The 25,717-nt window shown below is 63.7% G+C and carries 22 protein-coding genes; 1 reads left to right on the top strand and 21 read right to left on the bottom strand.

What is annotated here, in order from left to right; all coding sequences use genetic code 11:
- Positions 1–12 precede the first annotated feature (12 nt).
- The 5 genes from Q4T40_22770 to Q4T40_22750 form a co-directional block, all read right to left on the bottom strand.
- Positions 13–1,539: a tagaturonate reductase gene (locus Q4T40_22770; protein MDT8904068.1), complete on the bottom strand. Its 1,527-nt coding sequence runs from the start codon at positions 1,537–1,539 to the stop codon at positions 13–15.
- A gap of 280 nt (positions 1,540–1,819) precedes the next feature.
- Positions 1,820–3,115, bottom strand: coding sequence for a TRAP transporter large permease (locus tag Q4T40_22765; protein ID MDT8904067.1), 1,296 nt, complete (start codon positions 3,113–3,115; stop codon positions 1,820–1,822).
- Positions 3,105–3,617 (bottom strand): TRAP transporter small permease, encoded by a 513-nt coding sequence (locus Q4T40_22760; GenBank protein MDT8904066.1) that lies wholly within the window; start codon positions 3,615–3,617, stop codon positions 3,105–3,107. The genes Q4T40_22765 and Q4T40_22760 overlap by 11 nt, the downstream gene beginning before the upstream one ends.
- A gap of 97 nt (positions 3,618–3,714) precedes the next feature.
- Positions 3,715–4,728, bottom strand: a complete 1,014-nt coding sequence (locus Q4T40_22755; protein MDT8904065.1) for a TRAP transporter substrate-binding protein — start codon at positions 4,726–4,728, stop codon at positions 3,715–3,717.
- Between the two features lie 66 nt (positions 4,729–4,794).
- Complete coding sequence (locus tag Q4T40_22750; GenBank protein ID MDT8904064.1) at positions 4,795–6,036, bottom strand: ROK family transcriptional regulator; 1,242 nt, start codon at positions 6,034–6,036, stop codon at positions 4,795–4,797.
- Positions 6,037–6,358: 322 nt separating this feature from the next.
- On the opposite strand from Q4T40_22750, the gene Q4T40_22745 reads away from it, so the two are divergent.
- Positions 6,359–7,042, top strand: coding sequence for a hypothetical protein (locus Q4T40_22745; GenBank protein MDT8904063.1), 684 nt, complete (start codon positions 6,359–6,361; stop codon positions 7,040–7,042).
- On the opposite strand, the gene Q4T40_22740 is transcribed toward Q4T40_22745, so the two are convergent.
- The 16 genes from Q4T40_22740 to Q4T40_22665 form a co-directional block, all read right to left on the bottom strand.
- Entirely contained in the window at positions 7,029–8,414 is a 1,386-nt protein-coding gene (locus Q4T40_22740; GenBank protein MDT8904062.1) for a hypothetical protein, read from the bottom strand. The genes Q4T40_22745 and Q4T40_22740 overlap by 14 nt on opposite strands.
- 237 nt (positions 8,415–8,651) lie before the next feature.
- Entirely contained in the window at positions 8,652–10,034 is a 1,383-nt protein-coding gene (locus Q4T40_22735) for a hypothetical protein (GenBank protein MDT8904061.1), read from the bottom strand.
- 172 nt (positions 10,035–10,206) lie between these two features.
- A complete protein-coding gene (locus tag Q4T40_22730; GenBank protein MDT8904060.1) occupies positions 10,207–11,157 on the bottom strand; it encodes a rhodanese-like domain-containing protein in 951 nt (316 codons plus the stop codon).
- 46 nt (positions 11,158–11,203) lie between these two features.
- Positions 11,204–12,355, bottom strand: a complete 1,152-nt coding sequence (gene nrfD, locus Q4T40_22725) for a polysulfide reductase NrfD (GenBank protein MDT8904059.1) — start codon at positions 12,353–12,355, stop codon at positions 11,204–11,206.
- 4 nt (positions 12,356–12,359) lie between these two features.
- On the bottom strand, positions 12,360–12,905 hold the full coding sequence (locus Q4T40_22720; protein ID MDT8904058.1) for a 4Fe-4S dicluster domain-containing protein: 546 nt from the start codon (positions 12,903–12,905) through the stop codon (positions 12,360–12,362).
- A 4-nt stretch (positions 12,906–12,909) separates the two neighbouring features.
- Complete coding sequence (gene srrA / locus Q4T40_22715) at positions 12,910–15,126, bottom strand: respiratory selenite reductase catalytic subunit SrrA (GenBank protein ID MDT8904057.1); 2,217 nt, start codon at positions 15,124–15,126, stop codon at positions 12,910–12,912.
- Between the two features lie 70 nt (positions 15,127–15,196).
- On the bottom strand, positions 15,197–16,225 hold the full coding sequence (locus Q4T40_22710; protein ID MDT8904056.1) for a rhodanese-like domain-containing protein: 1,029 nt from the start codon (positions 16,223–16,225) through the stop codon (positions 15,197–15,199).
- 237 nt (positions 16,226–16,462) lie between these two features.
- On the bottom strand, positions 16,463–17,722 hold the full coding sequence (gene rpoN, locus Q4T40_22705; protein ID MDT8904055.1) for an RNA polymerase factor sigma-54: 1,260 nt from the start codon (positions 17,720–17,722) through the stop codon (positions 16,463–16,465).
- Positions 17,723–17,883: 161 nt separating this feature from the next.
- Positions 17,884–18,894, bottom strand: a complete 1,011-nt coding sequence (gene hypE / locus Q4T40_22700; protein MDT8904054.1) for a hydrogenase expression/formation protein HypE — start codon at positions 18,892–18,894, stop codon at positions 17,884–17,886.
- Entirely contained in the window at positions 18,891–19,988 is a 1,098-nt protein-coding gene (gene hypD / locus Q4T40_22695) for a hydrogenase formation protein HypD (GenBank protein ID MDT8904053.1), read from the bottom strand. Before hypD ends, hypE begins: the two co-directional genes overlap by 4 nt.
- Entirely contained in the window at positions 19,978–20,199 is a 222-nt protein-coding gene (locus Q4T40_22690; protein MDT8904052.1) for a HypC/HybG/HupF family hydrogenase formation chaperone, read from the bottom strand. The genes hypD and Q4T40_22690 overlap by 11 nt, the downstream gene beginning before the upstream one ends.
- 2 nt (positions 20,200–20,201) lie before the next feature.
- Complete coding sequence (gene hypF, locus Q4T40_22685) at positions 20,202–22,451, bottom strand: carbamoyltransferase HypF (protein ID MDT8904051.1); 2,250 nt, start codon at positions 22,449–22,451, stop codon at positions 20,202–20,204.
- Positions 22,452–22,525: 74 nt separating this feature from the next.
- Positions 22,526–23,881: a thioether cross-link-forming SCIFF peptide maturase gene (gene scfB, locus Q4T40_22680; protein MDT8904050.1), complete on the bottom strand. Its 1,356-nt coding sequence runs from the start codon at positions 23,879–23,881 to the stop codon at positions 22,526–22,528.
- Between the two features lie 146 nt (positions 23,882–24,027).
- Positions 24,028–24,168, bottom strand: coding sequence for a six-cysteine ranthipeptide SCIFF (scfA, locus tag Q4T40_22675; protein ID MDT8904049.1), 141 nt, complete (start codon positions 24,166–24,168; stop codon positions 24,028–24,030).
- Between the two features lie 141 nt (positions 24,169–24,309).
- Complete coding sequence (locus Q4T40_22670; GenBank protein MDT8904048.1) at positions 24,310–24,528, bottom strand: hypothetical protein; 219 nt, start codon at positions 24,526–24,528, stop codon at positions 24,310–24,312.
- Positions 24,529–24,585: 57 nt separating this feature from the next.
- Complete coding sequence (locus Q4T40_22665; GenBank protein MDT8904047.1) at positions 24,586–25,671, bottom strand: copper amine oxidase; 1,086 nt, start codon at positions 25,669–25,671, stop codon at positions 24,586–24,588.
- Between the last annotated feature and the right edge of the window lie 46 nt (positions 25,672–25,717).

The following is a 25,717-nucleotide window of genomic DNA, read 5'->3' as shown; positions in this document are numbered from 1 at the left end:
TCGTTACTTGTTTTAGCCGTCCAGCACGGCCGCGAGGGCGGCCGCCATGCCGTCCCGGCAGATGCCGTGCAGGTAACCGGCGGCCAAGTCCGTCAGGCCGTCGACCTTGTTAAGGTCCTGGCCCCATAAAGCCGTATTGGCCAGCACCGCGGCCGTCACGGCGCGAGCGCCGGCGCCGGTGCCGTCGTAAAGCTGCCACGCGGCGGCCATTGCTTCGAGCACCGGCAGATCGTCGCGCATCTCGAACGGCCCCTTCGCACGGCGGGCTTCCAGCACCGCGCCGTTTATCCTTCCGTCCCTGTACACGGCCGCCAGGGCCGCCAGACCGAACACCAGCCGCCGCGGCAACCGGCCCAGGCGCCGCTGGTGGTCGAGGATGGACGGCAGGACGCGGTTCTTAAACTTCGAAGCCGAGTTGAGCAGGATGCTTAACAGATAATGCTTGATGAAAGGGTTGCGAAACCGTTCTACGACCGCGTCGGCGAACGACTTGAGCATATCCTTGTCAAGCCCGCAGGCGGGGATGATCTCCTCGTATACCGCCTCGCGCACGAACCGCCCCGTAATCCCGTCGTCCATCATCTCACCCACCGTGTCCAGCCCGTAGAGGAACGCCGCCGGCACCGAGGCGGTATGCGCGCCGTTAAGGATGCGGACCTTGCGGGTGCGGTACGGAGTCATGTCGTCCGTCCAGATGACGTTGAGACCGATGCGGGTAAAGGGCAATTTCTCGGCCAGGCGGGCCGGGCCCTCGATCACCCACAGATGAAAGTTCTCACCCGTGTCCAGCAGGCCGTCCTCGTAGCCGAGGCGCTTGGCGAACACCGCGGCCTCGTCGCGGGGATAGCCGGTTACCACTCTGTCGACCAGGGTATTTAGGAACAGGTTATTCTTCTCCACCCAGGCGGCAAACTCCTTCGGCAGCTTCCACTCCGCGGCGTAGCGCAGCACCACCTTTTTCAGCACGTCGCCGTTGCGGTCGATCAGTTCGCAGGGGATTACGGTCATCCCCTTGCCGGCGTCGCCGCCGAAATGGCGGAACCGCCGGTAGAGGTACGCCGTCACCTTGCCGGGGAAGGACGCGGGCGGCGCGAGATCGGGCCCGTCCGCAGGGTCGTGGCTGATGCCGGCCTCGGTGGTGTTGGAGATCAAGTACTCGATGGTGGGATTCTCGGCGCACTTCAGCACCTCTTCCCACTGGCTATAGGCGTTCAGGGCGCGGCTCACCACGCCGATCAGCGACAGCTCCTCGGTCGGCCGCCCGTCCTGCAGGCCGCGCAGCGCCAGCGTATACAGGCCGTCCTGCTCGTTCAGGCGGCCTGCCAGCCCGTCGGCGATCGGCTGGACGACGACCACCCTGCCGCCCCACTGGCCGCTGTTGTTGAGGCGGTGGAACATCCAGTCTACGAAGGCGCGCAGAAAATTGCCCTCGCCGAACTGGATCACCCGCTCGGGCAGATTGTCAGGATAGGCGGGTAGATCCATCTCCGGCGGGAAACGGAAACTCCCCTCCAGCAATTTTTTTGTCAATCGGGGCATAAGAACGTTCCTCCCTTTGCCGCACAAGGAATGCGAGCAGACATTCAGAATCCCTAGCTGCCAGGCGGACCGGATAAGCGGACACACACGCTTTAGCGTTGACGTGATCGCTTATACCCGAAAGGGCGCGAGCGCGCCGCGACGACGGCCCCGGATGGGCCTAGTGCCGAACGCGCCATGGAGGGCGTAGCGTTCGGCCGCGTACTGATTGCGTACGCTAGCAAACGCTCTGAGGACCGACGACGCAGATAGGGGTTATCAACGTTCTGCCCAAGTCTCGCTACTTAAACATATTGGGGAGCCACATCGACAGCGCCGGTATATACGTCAACATAAACAGCACCACCAGCATCGCCAGGAAGAAAGGCATCATCGCCCGCGTGCCGGCGTCGACCGACACCTTGCCGATGGCGCAGCCCACGAACAGCACCGTGCCCACCGGCGGCGTCAACAGGCCCATGCCGGCGTTGAAGATCAGCACGATGCCAAAATGGATCGGGTCCATGCCGATCGCCTTGCACACCGGCAGCAGCACGGGGGTGAGGATGAGAATCATCGGCGCCATATCCATCGGCGCGCCGAGGATGAGGAGCAGGACGTTGATCATCAGCAAGATGACCCACGGTTGGTCGGACACCGACAAAAACCACTTGGTGATAAGGTCGGGCAGGTGCAGGTAGGCCATAACCCAGCCGAACGCCTGCGAGGCGGCGATAAGGAAGAACACCATCAACACGGTGCGGAAGGTGCGGACCAGCACCGGCCACATCTGCTTCAGGGACGCCTCGCGGTACACCAAGAAGGCCAGCAGGAAGGAATACACCGCCGCCAGGGCGCCCGACTCGGTCGCAGTCGCCCAGCCGCTGATGATGCCGCCGAGGATGATGACCGCCGGCGTGAAAGACAGCAGGCCGTGGAAAAGGATGCCGGGAATCTGGGCTTTTACGACCGGGTCCCCCTTGGGATAACCCTTCTTAACCGCGATGATATAACTTGTCAACATAAGGGATGATAGCAGAATGATGCCGGGAACGATGCCGGCCAGGAAAAGGCCGCTGATCGAAACCCCGCCGGCGGCGATGGCGTACAGCACCAGATTATGGCTGGGCGGCACGACAACGCCCTGGATGGCGGAGGAAATGGTCACGCCGACGCAATAATCGGCGGCGTAGCCCTTTTTCTTCATCAAAGGTATCATAACCGAGCCGATGGCCGAAGCGTCGGCCACCGCCGACCCGGACAGATTGCCGAAAAACATGCAGGCCACGCTATTGACCAGGGCTAGGCCACCGCGAATGCGGCCGACGAAGAGATTGGCCAGGTTTACGATTCTGTTGGCCAAGCCGCCCTCGCCAAGGATCTGGCCGGTAAGGATGAAAAAGGGGATGGCGAGCAGGGAATAAATCGTTATTCCCTGGATCATTTGCTGGCCGACGACCACCAGCGGGATGTCAAGGTACCAAAGTGTGAGAATGGACGAAGCCACGAGAGTTAGGGCGACCGGGAAACGCAGGATGAGGAGGACGGCAAAGCTGAGGCATAAGATCCAGATGGCGGTCGTTTGATCAGGCATCATGTTGCTTTATTTCCTCCTCCACATCGGTGTAGCGGCGGGTGTCCATGCCGAAGAACTGCAGTGCGGAATAAGCACAGGTCATCAGACCGGTAAGCGGCATGACCACGTACAGCAGGCTGTTTGGCAACTTGGTGGCCGGCAGCGTGGACTCGTTCATAAGCACGGTAAAGTCCCAGCCGGCGATAATCAGATAAAGGCCGAAGGTAAAAGTCGCCAAATCGATGATCCTGTCCATAATATAGATGACACGCTTGGAAACGTAGTTCTCGATCATGTCCATGTTCATGTGCAGCTTTTCGCGAAAACCGATGGCAATCCCCATGTAGGAAAACCAGGCCAGCAGGAGCAGGGTGATTTCCTCCGACCAGAAGAAGACGAAGTTGAACAGTTTACGGGTAAATACCTGCATCGTCACGATGAGAATCATCGCCAGCAGACAGGTGACGGCGAAGCCTTCCAGCGTCCGGTCCATCACGGTAAGCAGCCGTTTGATCGTTTGCACGCGTCGGTCACCCCCAATTCATCTCGGCATCGGCAAGACTGGCGGCCCTCCGTGGGAGCGCCGCCAGTCGGCCGGTTCGTCGTAAAAGATTCGATTATTATTTGGCAGCTTTGGCGATATCGTCAAGCACCTCGCCGTAATCGGCGCGATACTTCTGGATCATCGGTTTGACGGCTTCCTGCCAGGGCTTGAGGTCCTTGACCTCGGTCACGGTGCAGCCGGCGGCCTTGACCTTGGCTTCGGCCTCCTTCTCGAACTTCGCCCACAGCTCGCGCTGGGTCTTCACCGAATCGACGGCAGCCTGCTTGATGAGCTTTTTGTCCTCGGCGGACAGCTTATCCCAGACGACCTTGCTCATCACGAGCACTTCCGGCACCCGCTGATGGGTGTCGACGAGGTAGTACTTGGCCACCTGGTAGTGGTTGGCGGTCAGGTAGCTCGGGAAGTTGTTCTCCGCGCCGTCGATAACGCCGGTCTGCAGCGAGCTGAAGACCTGGCCGTACGGCATCGGGGTGGCGCTGGCGCCGAGAGCCTGCATGAGATCCATATTGATCTTGTTCTGGATAACGCGGATCTTCAGGCCTTTCATATCCTCCAGGGACTTGATCGGCTTGGTGGAATAGAAGCTGCGGGCGCCCGGATCGAAGTAGCACAGACCCACGAACTTCGAGCCCTGCAGGCCGTCGAGCATCTTCTGGCCGTCCGGGCCGTTGAGGAACTTCCACATATGGTCGCCGTTGTTAAAGATGTAGGGCAGGGAGAAAACGCCCATCGGCTTGTAGAATTCGGCCATCGGGCCGGAGCTTACGCGGGTGAAAGCGATGGCGCCGAGCTGAACCTGCTCGATGACGGCTTTTTCCTCGCCAAGCTGGGATGAAGGATAAACCTCTACCTTGATGCGACCTTTGGAGCGTTCGGTCACGAGCTCGGCAAATTTCTTGTCGCCGAGGGTGGTGGGATAGTCGGGGGGATGAGTCTCGCCCAGTTTCAGCACGAGTTGCTGCTGGGCAGGCTTGTCGGCCGCTTTCTTGTCGCCGCCGCCGCAGCCGGCGAAAATGCCGGTGAGGACGAACAGCACGGCCACCAGGATCGCGATGGTTCTCTTGTTCATGATTACCCTCCCTAAACATTAATTTATTTTTAACGGAGAAGCCTCCGCGGCTTCCGCAGGATCAAATTAATCCATTCTCCCTGCCCTCTTCAACAAATCTGACTCCGCAGACTCCATCGTTTCCCTGAGGGCCAGCGCGCAGGCCCCGGCGAACCCGGCCCGCCCGTCAAGCGACGAAATCCTCAGCTCGGTCGCCGCCGCTACCTCGGGAAAAGCGTGGGAACGCACCGTCTCCTCGATCACATCCCGGCAGAGGGCGGCCGCGCGGGCCATCCGGCCACCGAGGAAAACCACCTCGGGATTGAGGATATTGACGACATCGGCCACCGCATAGCCCACATACCTCGCCACCTGGCGCATCAGATCGGCGCAGTACGAGCCTTCGGCCGCCGCGCAGTCGATGAAATCCTCGATCGACACCCGCCCGGCGGCGGCCAGCTTGCGCACTGGGTCATCGGCGGGGATGAACGGCAACTCGCTCGCCACCCTGCGTTCCAGCGCGGGGATGCCGCACAGCGTCTCCAGGCAGCCGCGATTGCCGCAGTTGCAGAGCGCGCCGCCCTCCTGGATGACGATATGGCCGATCTCCCCGGCAAAACCGCGGTGGCCCTGGAGAATGCGCTCGTCCGTCAGGACGCCGGCGCTGACGCCCTCGCCCCAGTTGACGTACACCAGATCGCGGCAGTCGGCGCAGTCGCCGAACCACCTTTCCGCCAAAGCGGCCGCGTTGGAGTTGTTCTCGACGAATACCTTTATCCCCAGCCGCTCTTCCAGCGCCGTCTGAATCGGGTAGCCGTTCCAGTCGGGGCCGAGATTGACCGAGCGCTTGACCGTACCCGTAGCAGCGTCCAGGAGGCCGGGAAAGGCCACCCCCAGCGCCAGCAGCTGCCCTTTCCGCTCCACCATGCGGGCGGCCGAAGTGATCATCTTGATAAAATTGTCGATCCCCGGGCGCGGCGCCGACATATCGACAGCCCGCCGCTGCAGCAGCACGGGGTCGTCGGTAAGGTTGGCCATGCCCATCGAAACCTCGTGGCGAGTCACCTCGACGCCAAAAACATAGCCAGCCTCGGGATTGATCTCCAACTGCATCGGCTTACGCCCTCCCTGGGAACGGCCGAGCCCCGTCTCCTTGACGAACCCCATCGCGAGAAGCTCCTTGACGATGCCGGTGATCGCCGGTCCCGTAAGACCGGTTATGACGGCCAGTTCCTGGCGCGATACCGAGCCTTGGCGTTTTAGGATGTTAAGGACATTCATCCTGTTAAGTTTCTTAATCCACTTACTGTTAACCGCAAAATTCTGCAATGAATCGCCCCTCCGTTTCCCGGGCAAGGGAAATAGCGTCGAAAAACGCCGGCACTTTATTAACTCAATTACTTATCTGTTAATTGCAAATTCTGTGTCAGGAGTTTTATTCCTGCCGACGGCCGTTTCAAATGGTGAAATTTAACTTCACCATCCAAAACCGCCGTCTGCCGGGCTTTCCGCGGGGCACTCCGGATCAGCCGCCAGCCACGCCCCCGGACAAACATCATTTTTTCATTATACGGAACCTCCCGGCCGCCTCCCGCATATCATGGATAGCCGACAGACATCGGCGCACGAAGATATCGAGAGGTGATAACCCGTGGAATGCGAAGAACTTGCCGCGGAACGCTGCCCCTGCACCCTTGCGGAAACGGCGGAATGCACCTACTGCACGCACCTCAGGGGCGAAACGGTGTGCGACTGCGACTGGCAGGGTCGATGCGCCTTCGAGCGCTACCAATGGCGGGACGGCGACGACCGGCCGCCCGGCACGGTTGTCGCCGTGCGTCCCCTGGCGGGAGCCACCGGCCTGATCGTCAAAGGCGGCGGCATTCTGGCGGCGGCAACGGCCGGCACGACGGTCAAATTCCGTCTCCCGGTGCCCGGCGGCCGAAACATCGGCGCGGTAGTCCTCAGAAGCTACCCCTCAGGCCAGGTGTACCTCCTCTCCTTCGATCCCTGTCCCGCCGACCTGCTCCTCGGCCAAGCGATCAAACCGGCGCCCGTCGGCAACGCCTTCGCCGGCCACGAAACGCTGGCCGCGGCGGCAGGCCGCCAGATCGTCATCCTCGCGTCCGCTCCGCTGGCCGCCCTGCTCGCGCCGCTGGCCGACGGCCTGCGCGCCCGCGGCAGCCGGGTGACCCTCGCCTCGCCCGCGGACTGGACCGCGGACAACGACGCCATCCTTTTCGCCGCCGGCCGCGAAAATGAAATAAAGAGGATGGCAACCGGGTTGCCACCCTCTTTCCGGGGTCGAATCGTTACCTGGGTTACAGGAGAATAATGGCCACGATCGTCGTGGCGACGAACCCCAGCACCACCGGCACGAAGTTGCGCCTCGCCAGCTCGATGGGATTGACGCCGGTGATGGCGGCCACCGGGATAAGGCCCCAGGGGATGATCGTCCCGCCGCCCGTCCACACACCGGCGATCTGGCCGAGAGCGGCCAGCGTCGCCTTGTCGAGAGCGATGGCCTTGTCGAAAGTCGCGGCCACGGAGCCCACCAGCGGCAGCGGCGAAAAGCCCGAGCCGTCGAGGCCGACGATGATGCCCGTTCCCAGAGTCACCAGAGCGACGAACGGCTTGTTGAGCGGCACCGTTTGGGAGAGAGCCACGCCGAAATCCTCCAGGAAACCGGTTGCCGTCTTGAGTTCGAAAATCGCCTTGGCAAGATCGCCCTTGCCCATGAAGAAGAATCCGCCGATAACGATAACGGGGGCGAAGATCTTGATACCGAACATGAAGCCGTCGCGCAGGTAATCGGTTATCTTTTCGAGGCCCTCCATGCCGAACTTGAGCAGACAGCCGACAGCCAGGATGACGAGGGCGGTGGCGCCGAGGAGAGCGGTGGCGTCGCCGCCCCGCAGGTTGAGGGTCAACATCGCGACGACGTCGAGAGCGAAGGCCACCGGCGTCACGACCGCCAGGAACCACGACACCCAGTCGAGCTCGCGCTTGGTTTCGGTGTTTGACATCAGCGCCTCGCGCTCCAGCTTATGAGCGGCGCCGTTGGCCTTCATGTCGCGCTTGATCAGGACGAACGCGGCCACGGTGGTCACAAGACCCATGGTGATAATGAGCGGCACGCTGGCCGAAATCACCGGGGCGGGATTGGCGAACCCGGCCGCCTTGGCGGTAATCGTCGGCGCCCCCTGGATGACGAAGTCGGTGGAAAGCGCGATGCCATGCCCGAAGAGGTTCATGGCCATCGCCACGCCGATCGCCGGCAGGCCGGCCCGCACCGCGACCGGGAACAGGATGGCGCCAACCAGGGCGGTGGCCGGCGAAGGCCAGAAGAACCAGGAAGCGAACATCATCGCCAGGCCGACCACCCAGAAGGCGACATCGGCATTAACCATCAGTCTGGCGGCCGGGCTCATCACCAGATAATCCGCCCCCGTCTCGCTGAGCAGCCTGGACAACGCGACAATCAACGAAATAACGACAATAATTCCCCAAAACTCGTTGCCGGCCACGATCAGCGAATTGAACACCGTGGTAAACGCGCCCACAACGCCGCCTTTTACCAGCCAGCCTACGGAAAGCAAGCCCAGGATACAGGGAATCAGCGGATCCTTGCGGAAGCCCATGACGACGATGACAACCAATACCCAAAACAGGAACAGCCAGTGAGCCGCGGTCAGCGCTACCGTCATATACTAAACTCCTCCTCAAAATTCGTATCGATCCCGGGGCTATAAAAACAAAAAGTTATCCCACTACAGCAGCGGCGTCACCTCCTTTTTTCCAAATATGGTAGCTACTCATCAATGATGAGCCTTTTTGAAAATTCGCCATTTTCTCTTCATATTCCTGCCGCCGCTCCGCCGGCCGCAATGTATTTTTACACGAAAGGGGCGGCAGCTTCCGCTGCCGCCCCTTTCGTGCGTACCTTACATCAGGATGATGGCCACGATCGTCGTGGCGACGAACCCCAGCACCACCGGCACGAAATTGCGCCTGGCCAGCTCGATGGGATTGACCCCGGTAATGGCGGCCACCGGGATAAGGCCCCAGGGGATGATCGTCCCGCCGCCCGTCCACACGCCGGCCATCTGCCCCAGGGCTGCCAGCGTCGCCTTGTCGACCGCGATGGCCTTCTCAAAGGTCGCGGCCACTGAGCCCACCAACGGCAGCGGCGAGAAGCCCGAGCCGTCGAGGCCGACGATGATGCCCGTCCCCAGGCTGACGATAGCCACGAACGCCTTATTCAGCGGCACCGTCTGCGACAGGTAGATGCCGAAATCCTCAAGAAAGCCGGTCGCGGTCTTGAGCTCGAAGATCGACTTGGCGAGGTCGCCCTTGCCCATGAAGAAGAATCCGCCGATGACGATTACGGGGGCGAAGATCTTGATACCGAACATGAAGCCGTCGCGCAGGTAGTCGGTGATCTTCTCAAGGCCGTCCATGCCGAATTTGAGCAGGCAGCCGACAGCCAGGATGACGAGGGCGGTCGCGCCGAGCAGGGCGGTGGCGTCGCCGCCCCGCAGGTTGAGGGTCAGCATGGCGGCGACGTCGAGGGCGAACGCCACTGGCGTAACGACCGCCAGCAGCCACGACACCCAGTCGATGTCGCGCTGCGACGGCGCGGCCGCCGCCATCTTCTCGCGCTCCAGCTTATGGGCTTCGGCGTTGGTCCGCATGTCTTTTTTGACGACGAGATAGGCGGCGATCGTCGTAACCAGGCCCATCGTGATCGCGAGCGGGATGCTGGCCGAAATCACCGGACCGGGGTCGGCGAACCCGGCCGCCTTGGCGGTGATCGTCGGTGCCCCCTGAATGACATAGTCGGTCGACAGGCCGATGCCGTGACCGAAGAGGTTCATCGCCATCGCCACGCCGATTGCCGGCAGGCCGGCCCGCACCGCAACCGGGAAGAGGATGGCGCCGACCAGGGCGGTGGCCGGCGAGGGCCAGAAGAACCACGAGGCGATCAGCATCGCGAAGCCGACCACCCAGAAGGCGACATCGGCGTTGACCATCAGCTTCGCGGCCGGACTCATAACCAGATAATCCGCCCCCGTCTCGCTGAGCAGCCTGGACAACGCGACGATCAGCGAAATGATGACGATGATGCCCCAAAACTCGTTGCCGGCGACGATCAGCGAATTGAATACAGTGGTGAAGGCGCCGACCATGCTGCCCTTGACCATCCAGCCGACGGAAAGCAGCCCGAGGATACAGGGGATGAGCGGGTCTTTTCTCAGACCCATGACGACGATGACGACCAGCACCCAGAACAGGAATACCCAGTGGGCCGTTGTCAGTGTTACCATATTGCAGAATCCTCCTTGATAAAGGTTTCGGCGCTCCGTCGCCGCCTCACCCGGGCAGGTGCCGAGGGGTGCCATTATGCGCCACAATAGGTAATTTTCCCACCGGTTGTTTTTATATACACAAACGGCGGCAAGGCCCGCCATGTGGCGGGCCTTGCCGCGTTGACAAAGCTTATTTCTTTTCGATCGGCAGCCCGCCGGCCTCGGCCTGCGGGAACCCGGCGCTGATGGAAATGAGCTTGAACCCTTCCGCTTTCAGGGGAGCGGTGGCCATGGCGGCTGTCTGGCCGCTGTAGCAGTACAGCACAAGCGTCTTATCCCTGGGGAAGGTCTTGGCCTTGTCCTGCAGGGTCGCCAACGGAGCGCTGACAGCGCCCTTCACGTGGGCCTTGGCGAAATCGTCGGCCGAGCGGAGGTCGATATAAACATACTTGTCGGGCGCGCTGTCGACGAGCTTCTTAACATCTGCCCCCTTGACAACAAGGGTCTTGGCGGCCATCTGCCTGGCGATCGTCATATAGTTGTCCTTGATACCGGCCAGCGCGGCGGCTTGCTTGGGATCGGCTGCCGGCTTGGCGGCTGCCGGAGTGAAGGCGGTCGCGGCGGTGTCCATCGCGAAGCCCGCCTTTTCCACCATCGGGAAGCCCTTGGAAATCGACAGTGCCTTATAACCGTATGCCTTCAGAGGGACCATCGCCGTGCCGGTGTTCTGCCCGGAATAGCAGTACAGCAGCAGGGTCTTGTCGGCCGGGAGCTTGTCGAGGTTCTCGGCCAGCTTGACGATGGTCAGGTTGACCGCCCCTTTGACATGGCCCTTGGCGTAGTCTTCGGGAGAGCGCATGTCGATGATCAGGTACTTGCTTTCGTTGCCTGTTACGAGTTCCTTGGCCTTGGCGGCGTCGACGGGGAAGGTTTTGCCCTGGACGTCGGCTACGACCTTCCTGTAGGCGTCCCAGGCGGTGTCTTTGGTCACCTGGACGGCGTCGAAGGCCGCCGGCGCCGAGGCCGGTTTCTCCGGCGCCTTGGCCTGCTGCGCTCCGCAGCCTGCGACCACGAAGGCGATCAGGACCAGCAGGGTTACGACAGACAGGAACCGGTTGGTCAGGAAGCGATTGTTGAACACGTTTTTAATCCCCTCTCTCAACTTGTTATTGGAAATAAACCTATCGCTAAGCGGACGCATCCGCCCGTAAGCTCTGGCCGCGCGCTACGGTCTTGCCGGCGCCGAGATCGAAACGCGCTTCGCTGAAGGCGAACAGCAGCGTCGCCGCGCCCGCCGCCCCGCCGATCAAGGCCCACTCCGTCCAGGTCGGCGCGTAGGCGTGCATCAGGGTATGCTGGACGCCTGCCACCACCACCTGGGGCACCATCTGCCCGGCCATAACGAAATCGAGGCGCATGAAAAACACGCCGATCAGGACCATGACCGCCGCCCTGAAAACGCGCTCCCCGCCGCCGGGCTTCACCAACAGCGCCAGCGGCACCAGCAGCCCGAGGCCGATCTCCAACACCCAGAAACGCAGCGCCAGCGGGCCGTTCACCAGCGCCGCCGTGGCCTCCCGCAGGGCGGGATCGCCGCTCGCCAGGCCGTGGAACACCTTGCCGGCGTTCGCCAGCAGCGTAACCGCCGCCGCCGCCAGCATTATCCTGCCCAGGGCCGCCATCACCCCGCCGTCCGCCTCCCGTCCCCGGCGCCTGGCGCTCAGCCACATGACCGCCGCCAGCGCGGCCGCGCCCGACAGGATCGCTGTCAGCAGAATGTACAGCGGGAAATAGAAACCGTGCCAGAACGGCCGGGTGGCGACCAGGGCGAAAATCGCCCCCAGGTTGCAGACGGCCGCGACCTTGTTGACGACCGCCAGGGCGGATACGAACTTCAGGTTCTTGTTGGCGGGGTCCGTCTGGCTGAAATAGCACTCCACCACCAGCAGGGCCATGTAGATGCTGTACAGCAATCCCATCCACCAGATGCCTGAATGGAGGTTGGGCGAAAAAACTATGTAAATCATATGCAGGGGATTGCCCAGCTCGATGCCGATCAGGCCGAAGCCGGCCAGCAGCAGCGACAGGGCCAGGAACAGACTGGGCCTTTCCAGGGCCGCCAGCGCCGGCCGGCCGCTGTAATGCCCGGCTGCGCCGACCAGGCCGACGCCGGTCGCGGCGGCGGCGAAAAACACGTAGCCGGCGATCAGACTGCCCCAGGGCACGGCGGCCGTCGTACCCAGCGCGTGCTCGCCGTAAACGAGCTTATAGCCGGCTCCCGCCAGCCCGGCCAGCACCAGCAAACCGGGCAGCGCCATCCAGCGCTCGAATTTCGGCATCACGTCAGCCTCCCCTCTTCACGTAGAAAACGCGCGGTTTGGTGCCTTTTTCGGCCGCCAGCTGATAAACCTGCACCGTCTTCATTTTCTTGCTGATCGCGCTGTTGGGGTCGTCGAGGTCGCCGAACACCCGCACATCGTTCATGCACGTGCTCGCGCACGGCGGCTGCTCGCCCTTCTCGATGAACCCCGCGCAGAAACGGCACTTCTCGGGAATGCCGCGGTCGTTCACCTGCCGCACATCGTAGGGGCAGGCCACGACGCAGTATTTGCAGCCGATGCACTTGTCATGGTCGATGAGGACAAGCCCGTCGGCGCGCTTATAAGTCGCCTTCGTGGGGCAGACGGTCGCGCAGGGCGGGTTGTCGCAGTGCATGCACTGCACCGGCACTATCTCCTGGCGGACGTCGGGGTACTGGCCGTGTTCGCGAAACTCCAGGCGGTTGAAAAACACCTCCGGGGGAAGCTGCCACTGCAGCTGGCAGGCCACCCGGCAGGCGGCGCAGCCTGTGCAGCGCGCCGCGTCGATCAGCATCGCGTAATGCGCCATCGCGTCAGCCCCCCTTCCTCACCGTGACGATGACTTCCTGGACCATGCAGCCGCCGGACAGCGGCTCCACCCTGGCCGGCGCGAAATCGTTGTAGTTGACCCCCTGCTGGTAGCCCACCGTCTGCCGCGGCGAGAAATTGCCGTAGCCTGAGGGCACCCATACGCACTCCGGGTGCAGCATCTCGGTCACCTTCACCGCCACCCTCTTGCTCACCGTCCTGGTCTCGCCCTTGTATTCGATCCTCGCCTCGACCGTCGCCTCATCCCCGTCGCGGATACCGAGCTTATCGGCCCGGCCGCGGTTCATCCACATCCGGCTGCCGTTGTAGCTCTTCGTGACAGCCATCAGGTAAGGGCTATTGCTCGTCACCGAGTGCGAATGCCACGGCTGCTTGCCGTGGATGAGGCGGAACTCGTTGTCGCCCTTGGGGCTCACCAACGGCGGCGTCCACACCGGCACCCCCATCCGCCCGTGGAGCTTGAAGGCGCCGACCGTGAACTCCACCTTGCCGGTCGTCGTGCCAAGGGCGGGCTTGCCGTCCTTCATCGGGAACCCCGGCTTGACGGCCTCAGGCATCTCCAGGCAGCCGCTCTCCCTCATCGTTTCCAGGGTCGCGCCCAGCGGCCTCAGCATCGCCGCCGCCTCCTCCTCGACGGTGAAGGGATAGAGATCGTCGATCTTCATCTCCTGGGCAATGCCCTTGAGGATATCGAGCAGGTGCCTGGTATCGTGGAGCGGCTTCAAAGCAGGGAAGCGCATCACCGCCTGCGGGTAATCGTAGGCGATGTTGCCGCCCGTCGACTTGGGCGCGTCCATGCGCTCCAGATAATAATGCTCAGGCAGGATATAGTGGGCGGCATAGACCGACGTTTCGTTCCAGCTCACCGGGATGGACACCACCAGATCGGCCTTGACCATCCGCTTCTGGTACTCGGGGTCGGGGGCCGTCCGCAGGGGATTGAAATGGTAGACGAACAGCGCCTTGACCTTGCCGGCGGCGATCAGGTCGGGCATATGCTGGGCGATGCCTCGGCCGGTCTCGACGGTCGGATATTCGTTCCCCACGCCCGCGCCGTCGGCGCGCGGCCCCTTCTCCGGCTGCAGGCGCTTCGGCAGCGTCAGCTTGCCGAACTTGGGGCTGGCCGCCGGCATCAGGCCGCCGTGCTTGTAGAAATTGCCCAGCAGGGCGTTGACGATCACGTTGGCCTGGGCGATCCGCGTGCTCGACGCGTAGTGGTTGTGCAGCCCGTGGTAACCGGGCTCCAGGAAGGCCGCCGGAGCGTTCTTCGCCAGTTCGCGGGCGATCTCCCGGATCTTGGCCGCCGGAATATCGCAGAGTTCGGCCGCCTTCTCGGCGGTGAAATGACGGTTGGCGTTCCAGAACTCCTCGAAACCGAAGACGTATTCCCTTACGAACTTCTCGTCATAGAGCTTCTCGCTTACCAGCGTGTGGGCGATGCCGAGGAAGAACGCCAGATCGGTGCCGGGCCGGATGGGCAGCCACTCGTCAGCCACCTTCGCCAGCTCGCACAGCCTGGGGTCGACGACCACGATCTTCGCCCCCCGGTCCTTGGCCCGCATGATCTTGCGCATCGCTCCCGGCATGATGCCGCCGGCGTAGTTGCGCCCGCAGAACAGCATGTACCTCGCCCGATCGATGTCCGACGTCAGCTGGGCGCCGGCCATCTTGTCCCAGGCGTTGGTCTTGGACGTGAAACAGGTCGAATAATGGGTTATGTAGTTGGCCGAGCCGATCTCGTCCAACAGCATCTGGGCGTACGTCTCCTTGCCCCCGTGGGTCAGCCAGGCGACAGTGCTGGCGGTATCCTTATCGATGATCTTGGTCAGCTTATCAGCGATTTCCTTGAACGCCTGCTCCCAGGAAATCGGCGAAAACTGGTTGTCGCCCGTCCGCTTCATCGGCCGGGTCACCCGGTCGGGGTTGTAGACGTCGGCGGCCACGCCGTACGCGCGGGCGCACAGCTTGCCCTCGTTCTTCATCGCCCGGGGGACGCCCTCCAGCTTCCACAGCCGGCCGTTCTTGACGAGCGCCCACAGCGCGCAATTCGTCGAACAGCCGTTGCAGGTCGAAGGTATCCTGGTCACCGGCGCCTCGGCGGCCCCGCGCACGAACGAGGCGAAGTCAAAAGCCGCCGGCACGGCGCACGCCGCCCCGGCAAGGGCGCCGGCCTTGAGAAAGGTTCGTCTGCTGATCAGCATTGTGTCACCTTCCATGCGTTTATCCGGTCCACGGTTTTATGCAGCCAAACTGGCTGCGCATTTACTACCCTCACGTCGCGGCCGTCGACGGGCCGGGCTTCAGCGGGGCGTTCAGCTTCGCGACCGGGTGCTCGCCCACGTTGCAGGCTACGCTTTTCGCGCCGATCACCTTCTCGTCGGCCGTCCAGACGCTCATTCCGTTCTTGAGGACGGTGGCCTTATAGCCGAGCTGATTGAGAAGCCGCGCCGCCTGGCTGGCCGCGTGACCGTCGTAGTCCACCACCACGATCGTTCTGTCGGCCGGCAGCTTGCGGAGATTCTCCGTCATCGCCAAGCTCCGGAAGGGAATATTCACCGCGCCCTCGATATGGCCGGCCCCGTAATGCTCGCCCCGGCGGATGTCGGCCAAAAAATACTCGCCGCGCTTGGCGAGCAAATCCTGCGGCTGAATCACCGGCGCCGTCCCGGTCGCCTCGCGGGACCGTTCGGCCAGCAGTTCGGCCAGCGACACCGCTTTGGTCTCGATTTTGGGCAGCTCGTGGCCGGCGGCGGCCGTAACCGCTGTCGTCACCGGATAATTCAGCGCCTCGCAGGCCAGCGGCGAACCGCCTACAACCTCCCGGTCCCGCGACCAGCCGGCCATGCCGTTCTTCATCGCCGTGGCGTCGAAACCGAGCATGCTCCAGAAAGCGGCCACCTGGCTGGCGGTGTGCCCCGAATAATCGATGACGACAATCTTCTTGTCCCTGGGAAGATAGGCCGTCTTTTGCTCCCGCCAGACATCCGCGTACGCGATATGGATCGCGCCGGGGATATGGGCGGCGGCATAGTGCTCGTCATTGCGGATATCGACGAGGTAAAGGCTCTGGTCGCCGGCCGTCACCGCCTTGGCCAGCACCTCCTCAGGCTCTATGTACAGCGGCCGGTCCTGCTGCAGGTATTTATCCGTCTCCGCCTGCAGCACGGCGAAGGGATTGCCGATGGCGACAGCGGCCTGCTTCACCGGCGCGGCCGACTTGGGGGCGCTGCCGCAGCCGGCCAGGGCAGCGGCGACAACCAAAGCGGCAACCGCCGTCAATACCGCCTTCAACGGGTTCATGACGAACCTCCTCATCACAACGTTCTTATACCTCCCCGCCCCCGGATGGGACACCACCCCTAGGGGAGGGGCTATCAAGACAAATTATACACCACCCGCGAAATTTCCGCCAGCGATTTTTTGCCGCTGGCCGCCCCTTCCCCGGTGAAAAAAAAAGAACCAGGCGCAAGACCTGGTTCCGGTGAACAATACGAATCTGTAATGCTCAGACGCCCTCGCGGGTACCGGCGCCAACCGTCAATAGCGCCGCCGCTTGCTCGAGCTCAGAATATTCAACTCCTCGCGGTACTTGGCGACCGTGCGGCGCGACACCGCCACACCCCGCCCGATGAGAATCTCGGTGATGGCCTGGTCGCTCAGCGGCTGAACCGGGTCTTCGGCAGCGACCAATTCCTTGATCTGCCGCTTGACCGTCGAGGCCGAAAGCGTCTCGCCGTCCGTCCCCTGCAGCCCGGCCGAGAAAAAGGCCCGCAGGCTGAACAGTCCGTGGGGAGTGTCGGCGTACTTGTTGGCAATCGCCCGGCTGACGGTGGACTCGTGAATACCGACCTTGTCGGCCACCTTTTTCATCGTCAGCGGCCGGAGATACTTGGGCCCATGATCAAAGAAATCGCGCTGCAGCTCGACGATCGTTTCGACGACATTATAGAGAGTGCGGCGGCGCTGCTCGATGCTCCTGATGAGCCACACGGCGGCGTTTATCCGCCCCTCCACGAACTTCTTGGCCTCGCTGTCCGCGTCGCGCACCACGCGGCGATAGTAGGGATTGATCGTCAGCTGGGGGATGTTGTGGTCATTGATAATGATGACATAATTGCCCGCCACCCGCTCGATAGTGACATCGGGAATGATGTAGCACGGCTGCTCGCCGCCATCGAACGCCCGCCCCGGCTTGGGGTCGAGGGTGCGGATGAAATCGACCGCCCGCTGCACGTCGTGGGGAGTGCAGTCAAGCTTGTCGGCGATATTTTTGAAATGCCCGGCGGCGACCTCGTCGAGGTACTTGTCGATGACGGCGATCGCCAGCGGCTCGGCGGTGCCCCGCTGCTCGGCCTGGATAAGCAGGCATTCCCTGAGATCCCTGGCCCCGACCCCCGGGGGGTCGAAGGTCTGGATGACCTTCAGGACGGTCGCCACCGTTTCCTCGGCCACGCTCAGGTTCTGCGCCGCCTCCGCCACCGTGCCGCAAAGGTAGCCGTTCTCGTCGATGCACCCGACGAGGTACTGGCCCACGGCGCGGGCCTTCTCGTCCAGCAGGGTTAAATGAAGCTGGAACTCCAGGTGCTCGTGCAGCGTCGACGCCGCCGACACAAAGGTGGTGAACGACGGCTTCTCCTCGCCCGGCGGCGAGTAGCCCGTATCCGTGCCGTCGTCGAAATAATCGGCCCAGTCGAAATACTCGCGGATTCTGTCGCCCGCCTCATCCTCGGCGGGTTCGGCAGCCGCCTTCTCCTCCGTTTCGAGGACGGGATTTTCCAACAGTTCCTGTTCGACCATTTCGGTAAGTTCCAGCGAGGAAAGCTGCAGGATGGCGATGGCCTGGCGCAGTTGGGCGTCATGACGAGCTTCTGGGTCAGTTCGAGTTTGAGGCTGTAGTCCATGCGCATCTTCAGCTCACTCCTCTCGCTAAATCTTATGACGGACGTGCTCTGGATATGTTAACAAATCCGCGGCAGTTGGTCCCCGACCAGCATGTCCAGCAGCCGTACCCCGCCGATGCCCGTTCTAAGGCCGACCTGGCCGGCGGGGGCGGGAGTCACCCGGCCGATGACGCGGGCCTCACGGCCGTAAGGATGCGCGCGCATTACGGTAATAACCTCTTCACTATAAGGAGATTCGACAAAAATTATGGCTTTCCCTTCATTGGCGAGGTATAAAGGGTCGAATCCCAGGATATCGCATACCGCCTGCACCTCGGGACGAACGGGGATGGCGGCCTCGTCCACCATGATCCCCACACCGGCCTGAGCGGCGATCTCGTTCAGCGTCGTCGCCAGCCCGCCGCGGGTCGGGTCGCGCAGCACCGCCACCTGCGGCACGGCGGCGAGCACCGCTTTTATCATCCCCGCCAGCGGCGCGCAGTCGCTGGCCACCGACGCCGGCAGACTAAGGCCGTGGCGGCCGGCCATCACGGCCACCGCGTGGTCGCCGATCGGGCCGTTCAGGATGATGTCCTGCCCCGGCCGCGCGTTGAGGGGCGAAATATCCGTGCCGGCGATGACGGCGCCGATGCCGGCCGTATTTATATAGATGCCGTCGACGGCCCCTTTTTCCACCACCTTGGTGTCGCCGGTGACGACCGACACCCCGGCCTCTTCCGCCGCCGCCCGCATCGAGGCCACGATCCTCCTCAGGTCGGCGACCGGGAAACCCTCCTCGATGATGAATCCGGCGCTGAGATACAGCGGCGTCGCGCCGCTGACCGCCAGATCGTTGACCGTGCCGCACACCGCCAGCTTGCCGATGTCGCCGCCGGCGAAAAACAGCGGCTTGACCACATAAGAATCGGTGGTAAAGGCCAGTTTGGCGCCCGCCGCCTCCACCCTCGCCCCGTCATGCATCAGGTCGAGGGCCGGGTTGGCGAACGCCGGCTGCATCACCCTCGCCACCAGATCGTGGCTGAGCTTGCCGCCGCTGCCGTGGGCGAGAAGAATCCGTTCATCCTTCATACCTGCCACCTCCCGGCACCGTACTTGTACCAGGCCGCGCACGTGCCCTCCACCGACACCATGCACGACCCCACCGGCTTCTCCGGTGTGCAGGCCGTCCCGAACAGCGGGCAGTCCGCCGGCCGGGCCACGCCGCGCAGCACCTCGCCGCAGCGGCAGCCGGGGTGCTCCTTGGTCTCCTCCACCGTCACCGGCAGGGCGGCCAAGGCGTCGAAACGGCGATAGGCAGCCTTCACCGCCAAGCCCGAGGCCGGAATGACACCCAGCCCTCGCCAGGCGGCGTCGGCTTCACCGTAAACCTTGTCAAGCACGGCGAGCGCGGCGGGATTGCCCGCCGGCGGCACCACGCGGCGGTACTCGTTGTCGAGCGCCGCCTCCCCGGCCGCGATCCGTTTCACTAGCAGGTATACCGCGCCCAGGATATCGAGCGGCTCGAAGCCGGTGATCACCGCCGGCACGCCGTACTCCCGCGCCAAAAAGCCGTACGGCTCCTCGCCGATAATCGCGCTCACGTGCCCCGGCAGCAGCAGACCGTCCACCTGGACCTCGCCGGCCGTCAACAGTGCGCGGAGCGCCGGCGGCACCAGCTTGTGGGCCGAAAGCACGTAAAAATTCGCCAGACCGGCCTGCTCGGCCGCCAACACCGTCGCCGCGGCCGTCGGGGCGGTCGTCTCGAAGCCCACCGCCAGGAAAATCACCTTCTTGCCGGGGTTGGCGGCGGCGATCTCCAGACTGTCGAGCGGCGAGTAAACGATGCGGATATCGGCGCCCGTCGCCTGCTCGGCCGCCAGGCTCGACGAAGACCCCGGCACCCGCAGCATGTCGCCGAAGGTGGTGATGATGACATCGGCCTGGCGGCTGAACGCCACCGCCGTGTCGAGGTATCCGTTGGGGGTGACGCACACCGGGCAGCCCGGCCCGCTGACCAGCTCGACCTCGGGCGGCAGCAGCTGGCGGATGCCGGCCTTGAAAATCGCCACCGTATGGGTGCCGCAGACCTCCATCAGCCTCACCGGCTTGGTTGCCAGCCGGGCGATCTCGCCGCGGAAATAAGCGGCTAAACGGTGCTCTTCCTCCCTGCTTCTACTCTTCATGAGCCGCCATCTCCTCGAAAAGCTCCATCGTCCGTTTCGCTTCCTCCTCATCCACCGTCTGGATGGCGAACCCCGCGTGAATGAGGACGAATTCGCCCACCTTGGCGTCGGGCAGCAGCATCAGGCTCACCTGGCGGGTGACGCCGCTGACCTCCACGGTGGCCATCAAATCCTTCCTGTCGACAATTTTCGCTGGCACGGCAAGACACATAATCATCTGCTCCTTTCGATGGCCACCGCGGCCTGCCCCAGCGCCAGGCCGCCATCGTTGGCGGGGACGCGGCGGTGAAGCAGCACGGTGAAATCTTTCTCCAGCAGGCCGACGACCTGCCCCAGTAGCGTAACGTTCTGGAATACGCCGCCGCTCAGCGCCACCTTGCGCACGCCGCTGGCGGCGGCCAAACGCCGGACGACGGATGCCACGGCGTCGGCCAGCGTCGCGTGGAAATCGGCCGCCAGCAAGGCTGGGGGCGTCCCCCGGCCAAGCGCGTCCGCCAGCGCGGCGAACGCCGGCCGGAAGTCGACCACGGCCGGCTCGCCGGCGGTCACGTCATACGGCAGCACCCTGCCGCGCCGGCCGGCGGCGGCCAGCTCCAGCTCCACCGCCGCCTGGCCCTCGTAATTGATCGTCCCGCGAATGCCCAGAAGGGCGGCGGCCGTATCGAAAAGGCGTCCCGCCCCCGAAGAGAGCGGCGCGTTCAGTCCCTTGGCGGCCGCATCCAGCATCAGCTCCCAGCCGGCCGGCAGGGTGCGGGTGAACGGAATATCCTTATTCACAAAATCGGCGCCGTACAGCTCGTACAACATCCGGGCCGCCAGCCGCCACGGCTCGCGGATCGCCCTGGCGCCGCCCGGCAGCGGCATATAGGCCAGCTGGGCGAGGCGGGTGTAGCCCTTCAGGTCGGCCAGCAGGAACTCGCCGCCCCACAGCCGCCCGTCGTCGCCGTACCCCGTGCCGTCGAAGGCGACGCCGATCGCCGGGCCGCTCTCGCCGTGCTCGGCCAGCACCGCCGCGATGTGGGCGTGATGGTGCTGCACCCCCACGCGGGGCAGGCCGCACTCCATAGCGTACTTGGTCGCCAGATACTCGGGGTGAAGGTCGTGGGCCACCACCTCCGGGACAACGTCGAACAGCCGTTGGTAGTGAGCGATGGCGTCCGTATAAGCGTTATATGTCGCCATATTCTCAAGATCGCCCACATGGGCGCTCATGAAAGCCAGATCGCCGCGCGTCAGGCAGAAGGCGTTCTTCAGCTCGCCGCCGCACGCCAGCACCGCCGGCCCGGGGGCGTTCAGCCTGACGGGCGCGGGCGCGAACCCGCGGCTGCGGCGCAGAATATACGGCCGGCCGGCGAACACGCGGGCCACCGAATCGTCGGCCCGGCAGCGAATCGGCCGGTTGTGCGCCAGGAAGAAATCGGCGATGCCGGCCAGCCTGGCGAGCGCGTCGTCGTCCTCGAAGGCGATCGGCTCGTCGCTGGTATTGCCGCTCGTCATCACCCACACGTCGCCCGGCGCCAGCAGCAGCCAGTGGACGGGAGCGTACGGCAGCATCATCCCCACGTACGGGTTGCCGGGGGCCACCGCCGCCGCCAGATCGTAGCCCGGCCCCTTGGCGAGCAGCACGATCGGCCGGGCCGTCCCGGCGAGCAGTTCCTCCTCAGCCGCGTCCACCCGGCAGCGCGCCCGGATGGCCTCCAGGCTGCCGGCCATAACCGCAAACGGCTTGTCCTCGCGGACCTTGCGGGACCGGAGAGCCGCCACAGCCTCGGCATCCAAGGCGTTACAGGCCAGATGATAGCCGCCGATACCCTTGATGGCCGCCACCTTGCCGGCCGCCACCAGGCGGCGGGCCTCGGCGAGCGGGTCACCCGGCAGCGGGCGGCCGTCCCTGTCAAGCAGGCGGTAAGCCGGCCCGCACACCGGACAGGCGTTGGGCTGGGCGTGGAACCGCCGGTCGGCCGGGTCTTCGTACTCGGACCGGCAGGCGGGACACATTTTGAAGGCCGCCATTGTCGTGCGCACCCGGTCGTAGGGTACATCCTCGATGATGGTGTAGCGGGGCCCGCAGTTGGTGCAATTGGTGAACGGATAACGGTAGCGCCGGTCGGCCGGGTCGGCGATCTCCGCCCGGCAGTCCGCGCAGGTGGCGACGTCGGGTGAAATCAGCGCCAGCCGCGCCGCGGCCGGATCGCTCGCCAGGATGGCGAACTCCTTGTCGCCGGCCGGCGTAAGCGCCCCGGTCCGGATAGCGTCGATGACCGCCAGCGGCGGCGCCTCGGTCCGGAGGGCGGCCAGAAACGCGGCGACCGCCGGCTGCTCGCCCTCGGCCTCGATAACCACCCCGCGGCCGTCGTTGGCCACCCAGCCGGCGATGGCGGAGCGGCGGGCGAGGTTATGAACAAAGGGGCGGAACCCCACCCCTTGAACGATTCCCGTAATCTCTATCCGCAGGCGCTTCATAATAACTCCTGTTTACGTTTCATAATCCGAGATTACCATGTATTCAGATTTTTCGCAACCCGGGAAAAACGGCCCTATACCCGCTCGTCCATGGCCAGGCTCGCCTGAATCATGATCGCGCACTCCAGCCTTTTCTTCTGCAGTTCGCAGCCCAAAGCGTACGGCTCGGCGATGTCGCCGCCGAATAACTGGGCGTTGGCGTGGCAACCGCCGCTGCAGTAGAAGCGGGCCCAGCAGTCGCGGCAGGCCGGTTTGGCCAGGGCGTGGGTCTGGCGAAACCTCCGGACAAGTTCGGGCTTCTTGATCCCGTCAGTGAGATTGCCGATAAGGTATTCATCGCGGCCGACAAACTGGTGGCATGGGTAGAGGTCGCCATCCGGGGTCACGGCGAAGTATTCGTGTCCGGCCCCGCAGCCGGCCAGGCGCTTGGCCACGCACGGACCGTTGTCGAGGTTGAGGTTGAAATGGAAGAACTCGAACGGCCGCCCCGCCCGGCGGCGGGCCAGATATTCGGCGGCCAGCGCTTCGTACTGGTCGAACAGCGTCGGCAGATGCTCCTCCCGCAGGGCGTAGCCGGCGTCCTTGCCGATCACCGGCTCGACCGACAGCTCGGTGAAGCCGAGGTCGGCCATCGCCAGCACGTCGGCGGCGAAATCGAGGTTATGGGCGGTATACGTGCCGCGCACGTAATAATTCTTGTCGCCGCGGGATGCGACCGCCCGGCGGGCCCTTGCCACCACCTGCTCCCAGCTGCCCCGGCCGTCGGCGTACGGCCGCATGGCGTCGTGCACCTCCCGCCGGCCGTCGAGACTGAGCACTAGTTGGATGTTCTCGGCGTTCAAAAACGCCAGCGTCTCCTCATCGAGTAGCACGGCGTTGGTCGTCAGCGTCAGCTTGAACACCTTGCCGGTCTCGGCCTCCCGCCGCCTGACGTACGCCACCGCGTGGCGTACCGTTTCCATGTTCAGCAGCGGCTCGCCGCCGAAGAAATCCATCTCGCAGTGCCGCCGCCGGCCGCTGCCGGCGATGATGAAATCCACCGCCTGCTCAGCCACCGCCTTCGGCATCAGGCCGCGGTCGTGGCCGAAGTCGCCGGTGCCGGCGAAGCAGTAGCGGCAGCGCAGATTACAGTCGTGGGCGATATGCAGGCACAGAGACTTGACCAGCGGCGCATCGTCCAGGACGGCCGGCACCTCCACGGGAGGCGAAAATAGATGCCCTTCGTCGATAAGCCCGTGAAGCTCGGCCACTGCCTCGGCGGCCGCCGCCGCGCCGTGCTCGCCGCTCAGCGCGGCGACCGTCGCCGCGTCGTTGCCGCCGTCGAACACGTCCAGCGCGTCGTAAGCCACTTTATCCATGACATGCACCGCACCGCTATTCACATCGAGCACGACGTACATGCCGTTCAGGTGAAATTTATGAATATCCATCTTCTCTCTCCCCCGGCCATTGATAAAGCCCCATTGCGTTGTTTTTTCCGGCCTTCCGTGTTCGTGGCCCGGAGCCGTCTAGCATCTGGGGTTTCTGAACGGCCTCAAGTAAAACGCCCCCGCGTTTGCGAGGGCAGCCTCTAAACTTACTTCGCGCAGACCTGATTCCCTACTGTGCACGACGTCTTGCAGGCCGACTGGCACGAAGCCTGGCACTCGCCGCAGCCGCCCGTCTTGACCGTCTTTTGCAGCAAGCCTTTATTCACGGTAACGATATGTTTAGCCATCGTAAAAACCCCCTTTGCCGATATGTATGCGATTGCATAGATTATGATACCACACTTTGCCAGCCCGGACAACCGTCTGGCGACCAGACGGCCATTCCCGGGGGCGGGAGCCGCGCCCGGCGCTTTGGCCGGGAACGGCTGCTACCTGATAACTTTCAATGTTTCCTTGGCCTGATCGATAAGCGAATTCCTGGTCTGTTCGTCCAGCTTGTTCCACTCTTCCTCGGAGACGGTAATTTCCGGGTGATCGGTGGCAAGGGCATCGAGCACTGTGTTGAAGCTTACTTTGGCTTCCGCTGCGGTGAAGTCGATATCCTTGACAAGCAGCTTCAGGACGGTTTTGCATACTTTAACGGCCATGTTATCACCTCGGGTACTATTTTAGCACAATCCCCGCCAGGAAAAAAGCGGTTGCCGCTAAATCCCCGTCCCCCGCTTCTCAGGCACGATGACAAGCTTCACCGGCAGATTCGACGCCCCCGGCGGGCTGAACGTCAGCCACAGCGACTCGCCGTTGGCGAACATGCCCACAGGGGCGAAATCGGTCAACTTGTCGTGACCGAAGCCGGTCCTGCCGGCCGGCGTCGGCACCGGCGGCGCGTCCGCGTGCCGGTACTTCACCCCCAGCGCGCCGGCATAATCGCCGCCCCGCGGATTGAGGTAATAGGCGGTCATTCCCCGGCCGCCGGACGGCAGGAACAATTTGTACACCACGCCGTAGTTGCCGTAATTGAGCACCTTTTCCCCGGTGGTGGCATCGATCCCCGTCACGTACCGGTCAAGCGCGTTGTCGGCCAGCGTCAGCGCCACCGGCCCGTCGGTCTGCGGATCGTACACCTTCATCGGCACCAGCATGCGGTCCTTGCCCTCGAACGTGCCGCGCAGCTTCTGCTCGTCGGGCGGCAGCACCCTCGCCGCGCGGGCGAACTTCCGTATATCCGCGTCCGTCGGCAGCATCATCACCTTGACCGTCACCGGCCTGTCGGCGATGAAGTCGAAAATCCCGTTGACCAGCATATTCGGTTTGACCACCGCGCCCTGCAGCGCGGCCGAAAGCGTCGCCGCCCCGCCGGCCGGCACCTCCGCCACATAGAGCTCGCCGCCGTCCAGATAGGCCTCCTGGGCCGCCTTGCCCACAGCCATCCAGTCGTAACCCGGACCGCCGACGCCGTACTGGTGGACCGTCACCGTCGCCGCCTCCGGACCGGCGTTCTCCAGCAGCACCGCCAGCCTTTTGGGAACAGCCGTCGCATTCACGTGATGGAAAAACAGGCGCACATTGCCCGCCACCTTGTCCTGGTAAAGAATACCGTCGGCCGCGACCATCTCCGGGCTGTCGGATAACAGCAGCTTACCCCCGTACGGGCTCGAGGTCACCTGCCACTCCGGCAGCTTCAGGATATCGAGGTCTGCCGGCCCGGCGGCCGCGGCCGCGCCCCCGAGGGCGAACGCCAGCGCCGCCGCCAGCGCCGCCGCCTTGAACCGCTTCATTATATAACTCATATATATGTACCTCCTGCTCTTGGATCACTTATCATTATAACAAGCG

It is taken from the genome of Selenomonadales bacterium 4137-cl (assembly GCA_032334055.1).
In the GTDB taxonomy this organism is placed as follows: domain Bacteria; phylum Bacillota; class Negativicutes; order Sporomusales; family UBA7701; genus Anaeroselena; species Anaeroselena agilis.
Note: the sequence above shows the minus strand (reverse complement) of the source record. Positions and strands in the feature narration are given on the sequence as shown.

What these genes read in the sequence shown, in the direction of transcription:
- srrA (MDT8904057.1), bottom strand. Translation starts at nt 15,126, where the DNA reads ATGCTGATCAGCAGACGAACCTTTCTCAAGGCCGGCGCCCTTGCCGGG.
- Q4T40_22770 (MDT8904068.1), bottom strand. Translation starts at nt 1,539, where the DNA reads ATGCCCCGATTGACAAAAAAATTGCTGGAGGGGAGTTTCCGTTTCCCG.
- Q4T40_22740 (MDT8904062.1), bottom strand. Translation starts at nt 8,414, where the DNA reads ATGACGGTAGCGCTGACCGCGGCTCACTGGCTGTTCCTGTTTTGGGTA.
- Q4T40_22710 (MDT8904056.1), bottom strand. Translation starts at nt 16,225, where the DNA reads ATGAACCCGTTGAAGGCGGTATTGACGGCGGTTGCCGCTTTGGTTGTC.
- scfA (MDT8904049.1), bottom strand. Translation starts at nt 24,168, where the DNA reads ATGGCTAAACATATCGTTACCGTGAATAAAGGCTTGCTGCAAAAGACG.
- rpoN (MDT8904055.1), bottom strand. Translation starts at nt 17,722, where the DNA reads ATGGTCGAACAGGAACTGTTGGAAAATCCCGTCCTCGAAACGGAGGAG.
- Q4T40_22755 (MDT8904065.1), bottom strand. Translation starts at nt 4,728, where the DNA reads ATGAACAAGAGAACCATCGCGATCCTGGTGGCCGTGCTGTTCGTCCTC.
- hypD (MDT8904053.1), bottom strand. Translation starts at nt 19,988, where the DNA reads ATGAAGAGTAGAAGCAGGGAGGAAGAGCACCGTTTAGCCGCTTATTTC.
- scfB (MDT8904050.1), bottom strand. Translation starts at nt 23,881, where the DNA reads ATGGATATTCATAAATTTCACCTGAACGGCATGTACGTCGTGCTCGAT.
- Q4T40_22765 (MDT8904067.1), bottom strand. Translation starts at nt 3,115, where the DNA reads ATGATGCCTGATCAAACGACCGCCATCTGGATCTTATGCCTCAGCTTT.
- Q4T40_22720 (MDT8904058.1), bottom strand. Translation starts at nt 12,905, where the DNA reads ATGGCGCATTACGCGATGCTGATCGACGCGGCGCGCTGCACAGGCTGC.
- Q4T40_22670 (MDT8904048.1), bottom strand. Translation starts at nt 24,528, where the DNA reads ATGGCCGTTAAAGTATGCAAAACCGTCCTGAAGCTGCTTGTCAAGGAT.
- Q4T40_22690 (MDT8904052.1), bottom strand. Translation starts at nt 20,199, where the DNA reads ATGTGTCTTGCCGTGCCAGCGAAAATTGTCGACAGGAAGGATTTGATG.
- Q4T40_22665 (MDT8904047.1), bottom strand. Translation starts at nt 25,671, where the DNA reads ATGAGTTATATAATGAAGCGGTTCAAGGCGGCGGCGCTGGCGGCGGCG.
- Q4T40_22735 (MDT8904061.1), bottom strand. Translation starts at nt 10,034, where the DNA reads ATGGTAACACTGACAACGGCCCACTGGGTATTCCTGTTCTGGGTGCTG.
- hypE (MDT8904054.1), bottom strand. Translation starts at nt 18,894, where the DNA reads ATGAAGGATGAACGGATTCTTCTCGCCCACGGCAGCGGCGGCAAGCTC.
- hypF (MDT8904051.1), bottom strand. Translation starts at nt 22,451, where the DNA reads ATGAAGCGCCTGCGGATAGAGATTACGGGAATCGTTCAAGGGGTGGGG.
- nrfD (MDT8904059.1), bottom strand. Translation starts at nt 12,355, where the DNA reads ATGCCGAAATTCGAGCGCTGGATGGCGCTGCCCGGTTTGCTGGTGCTG.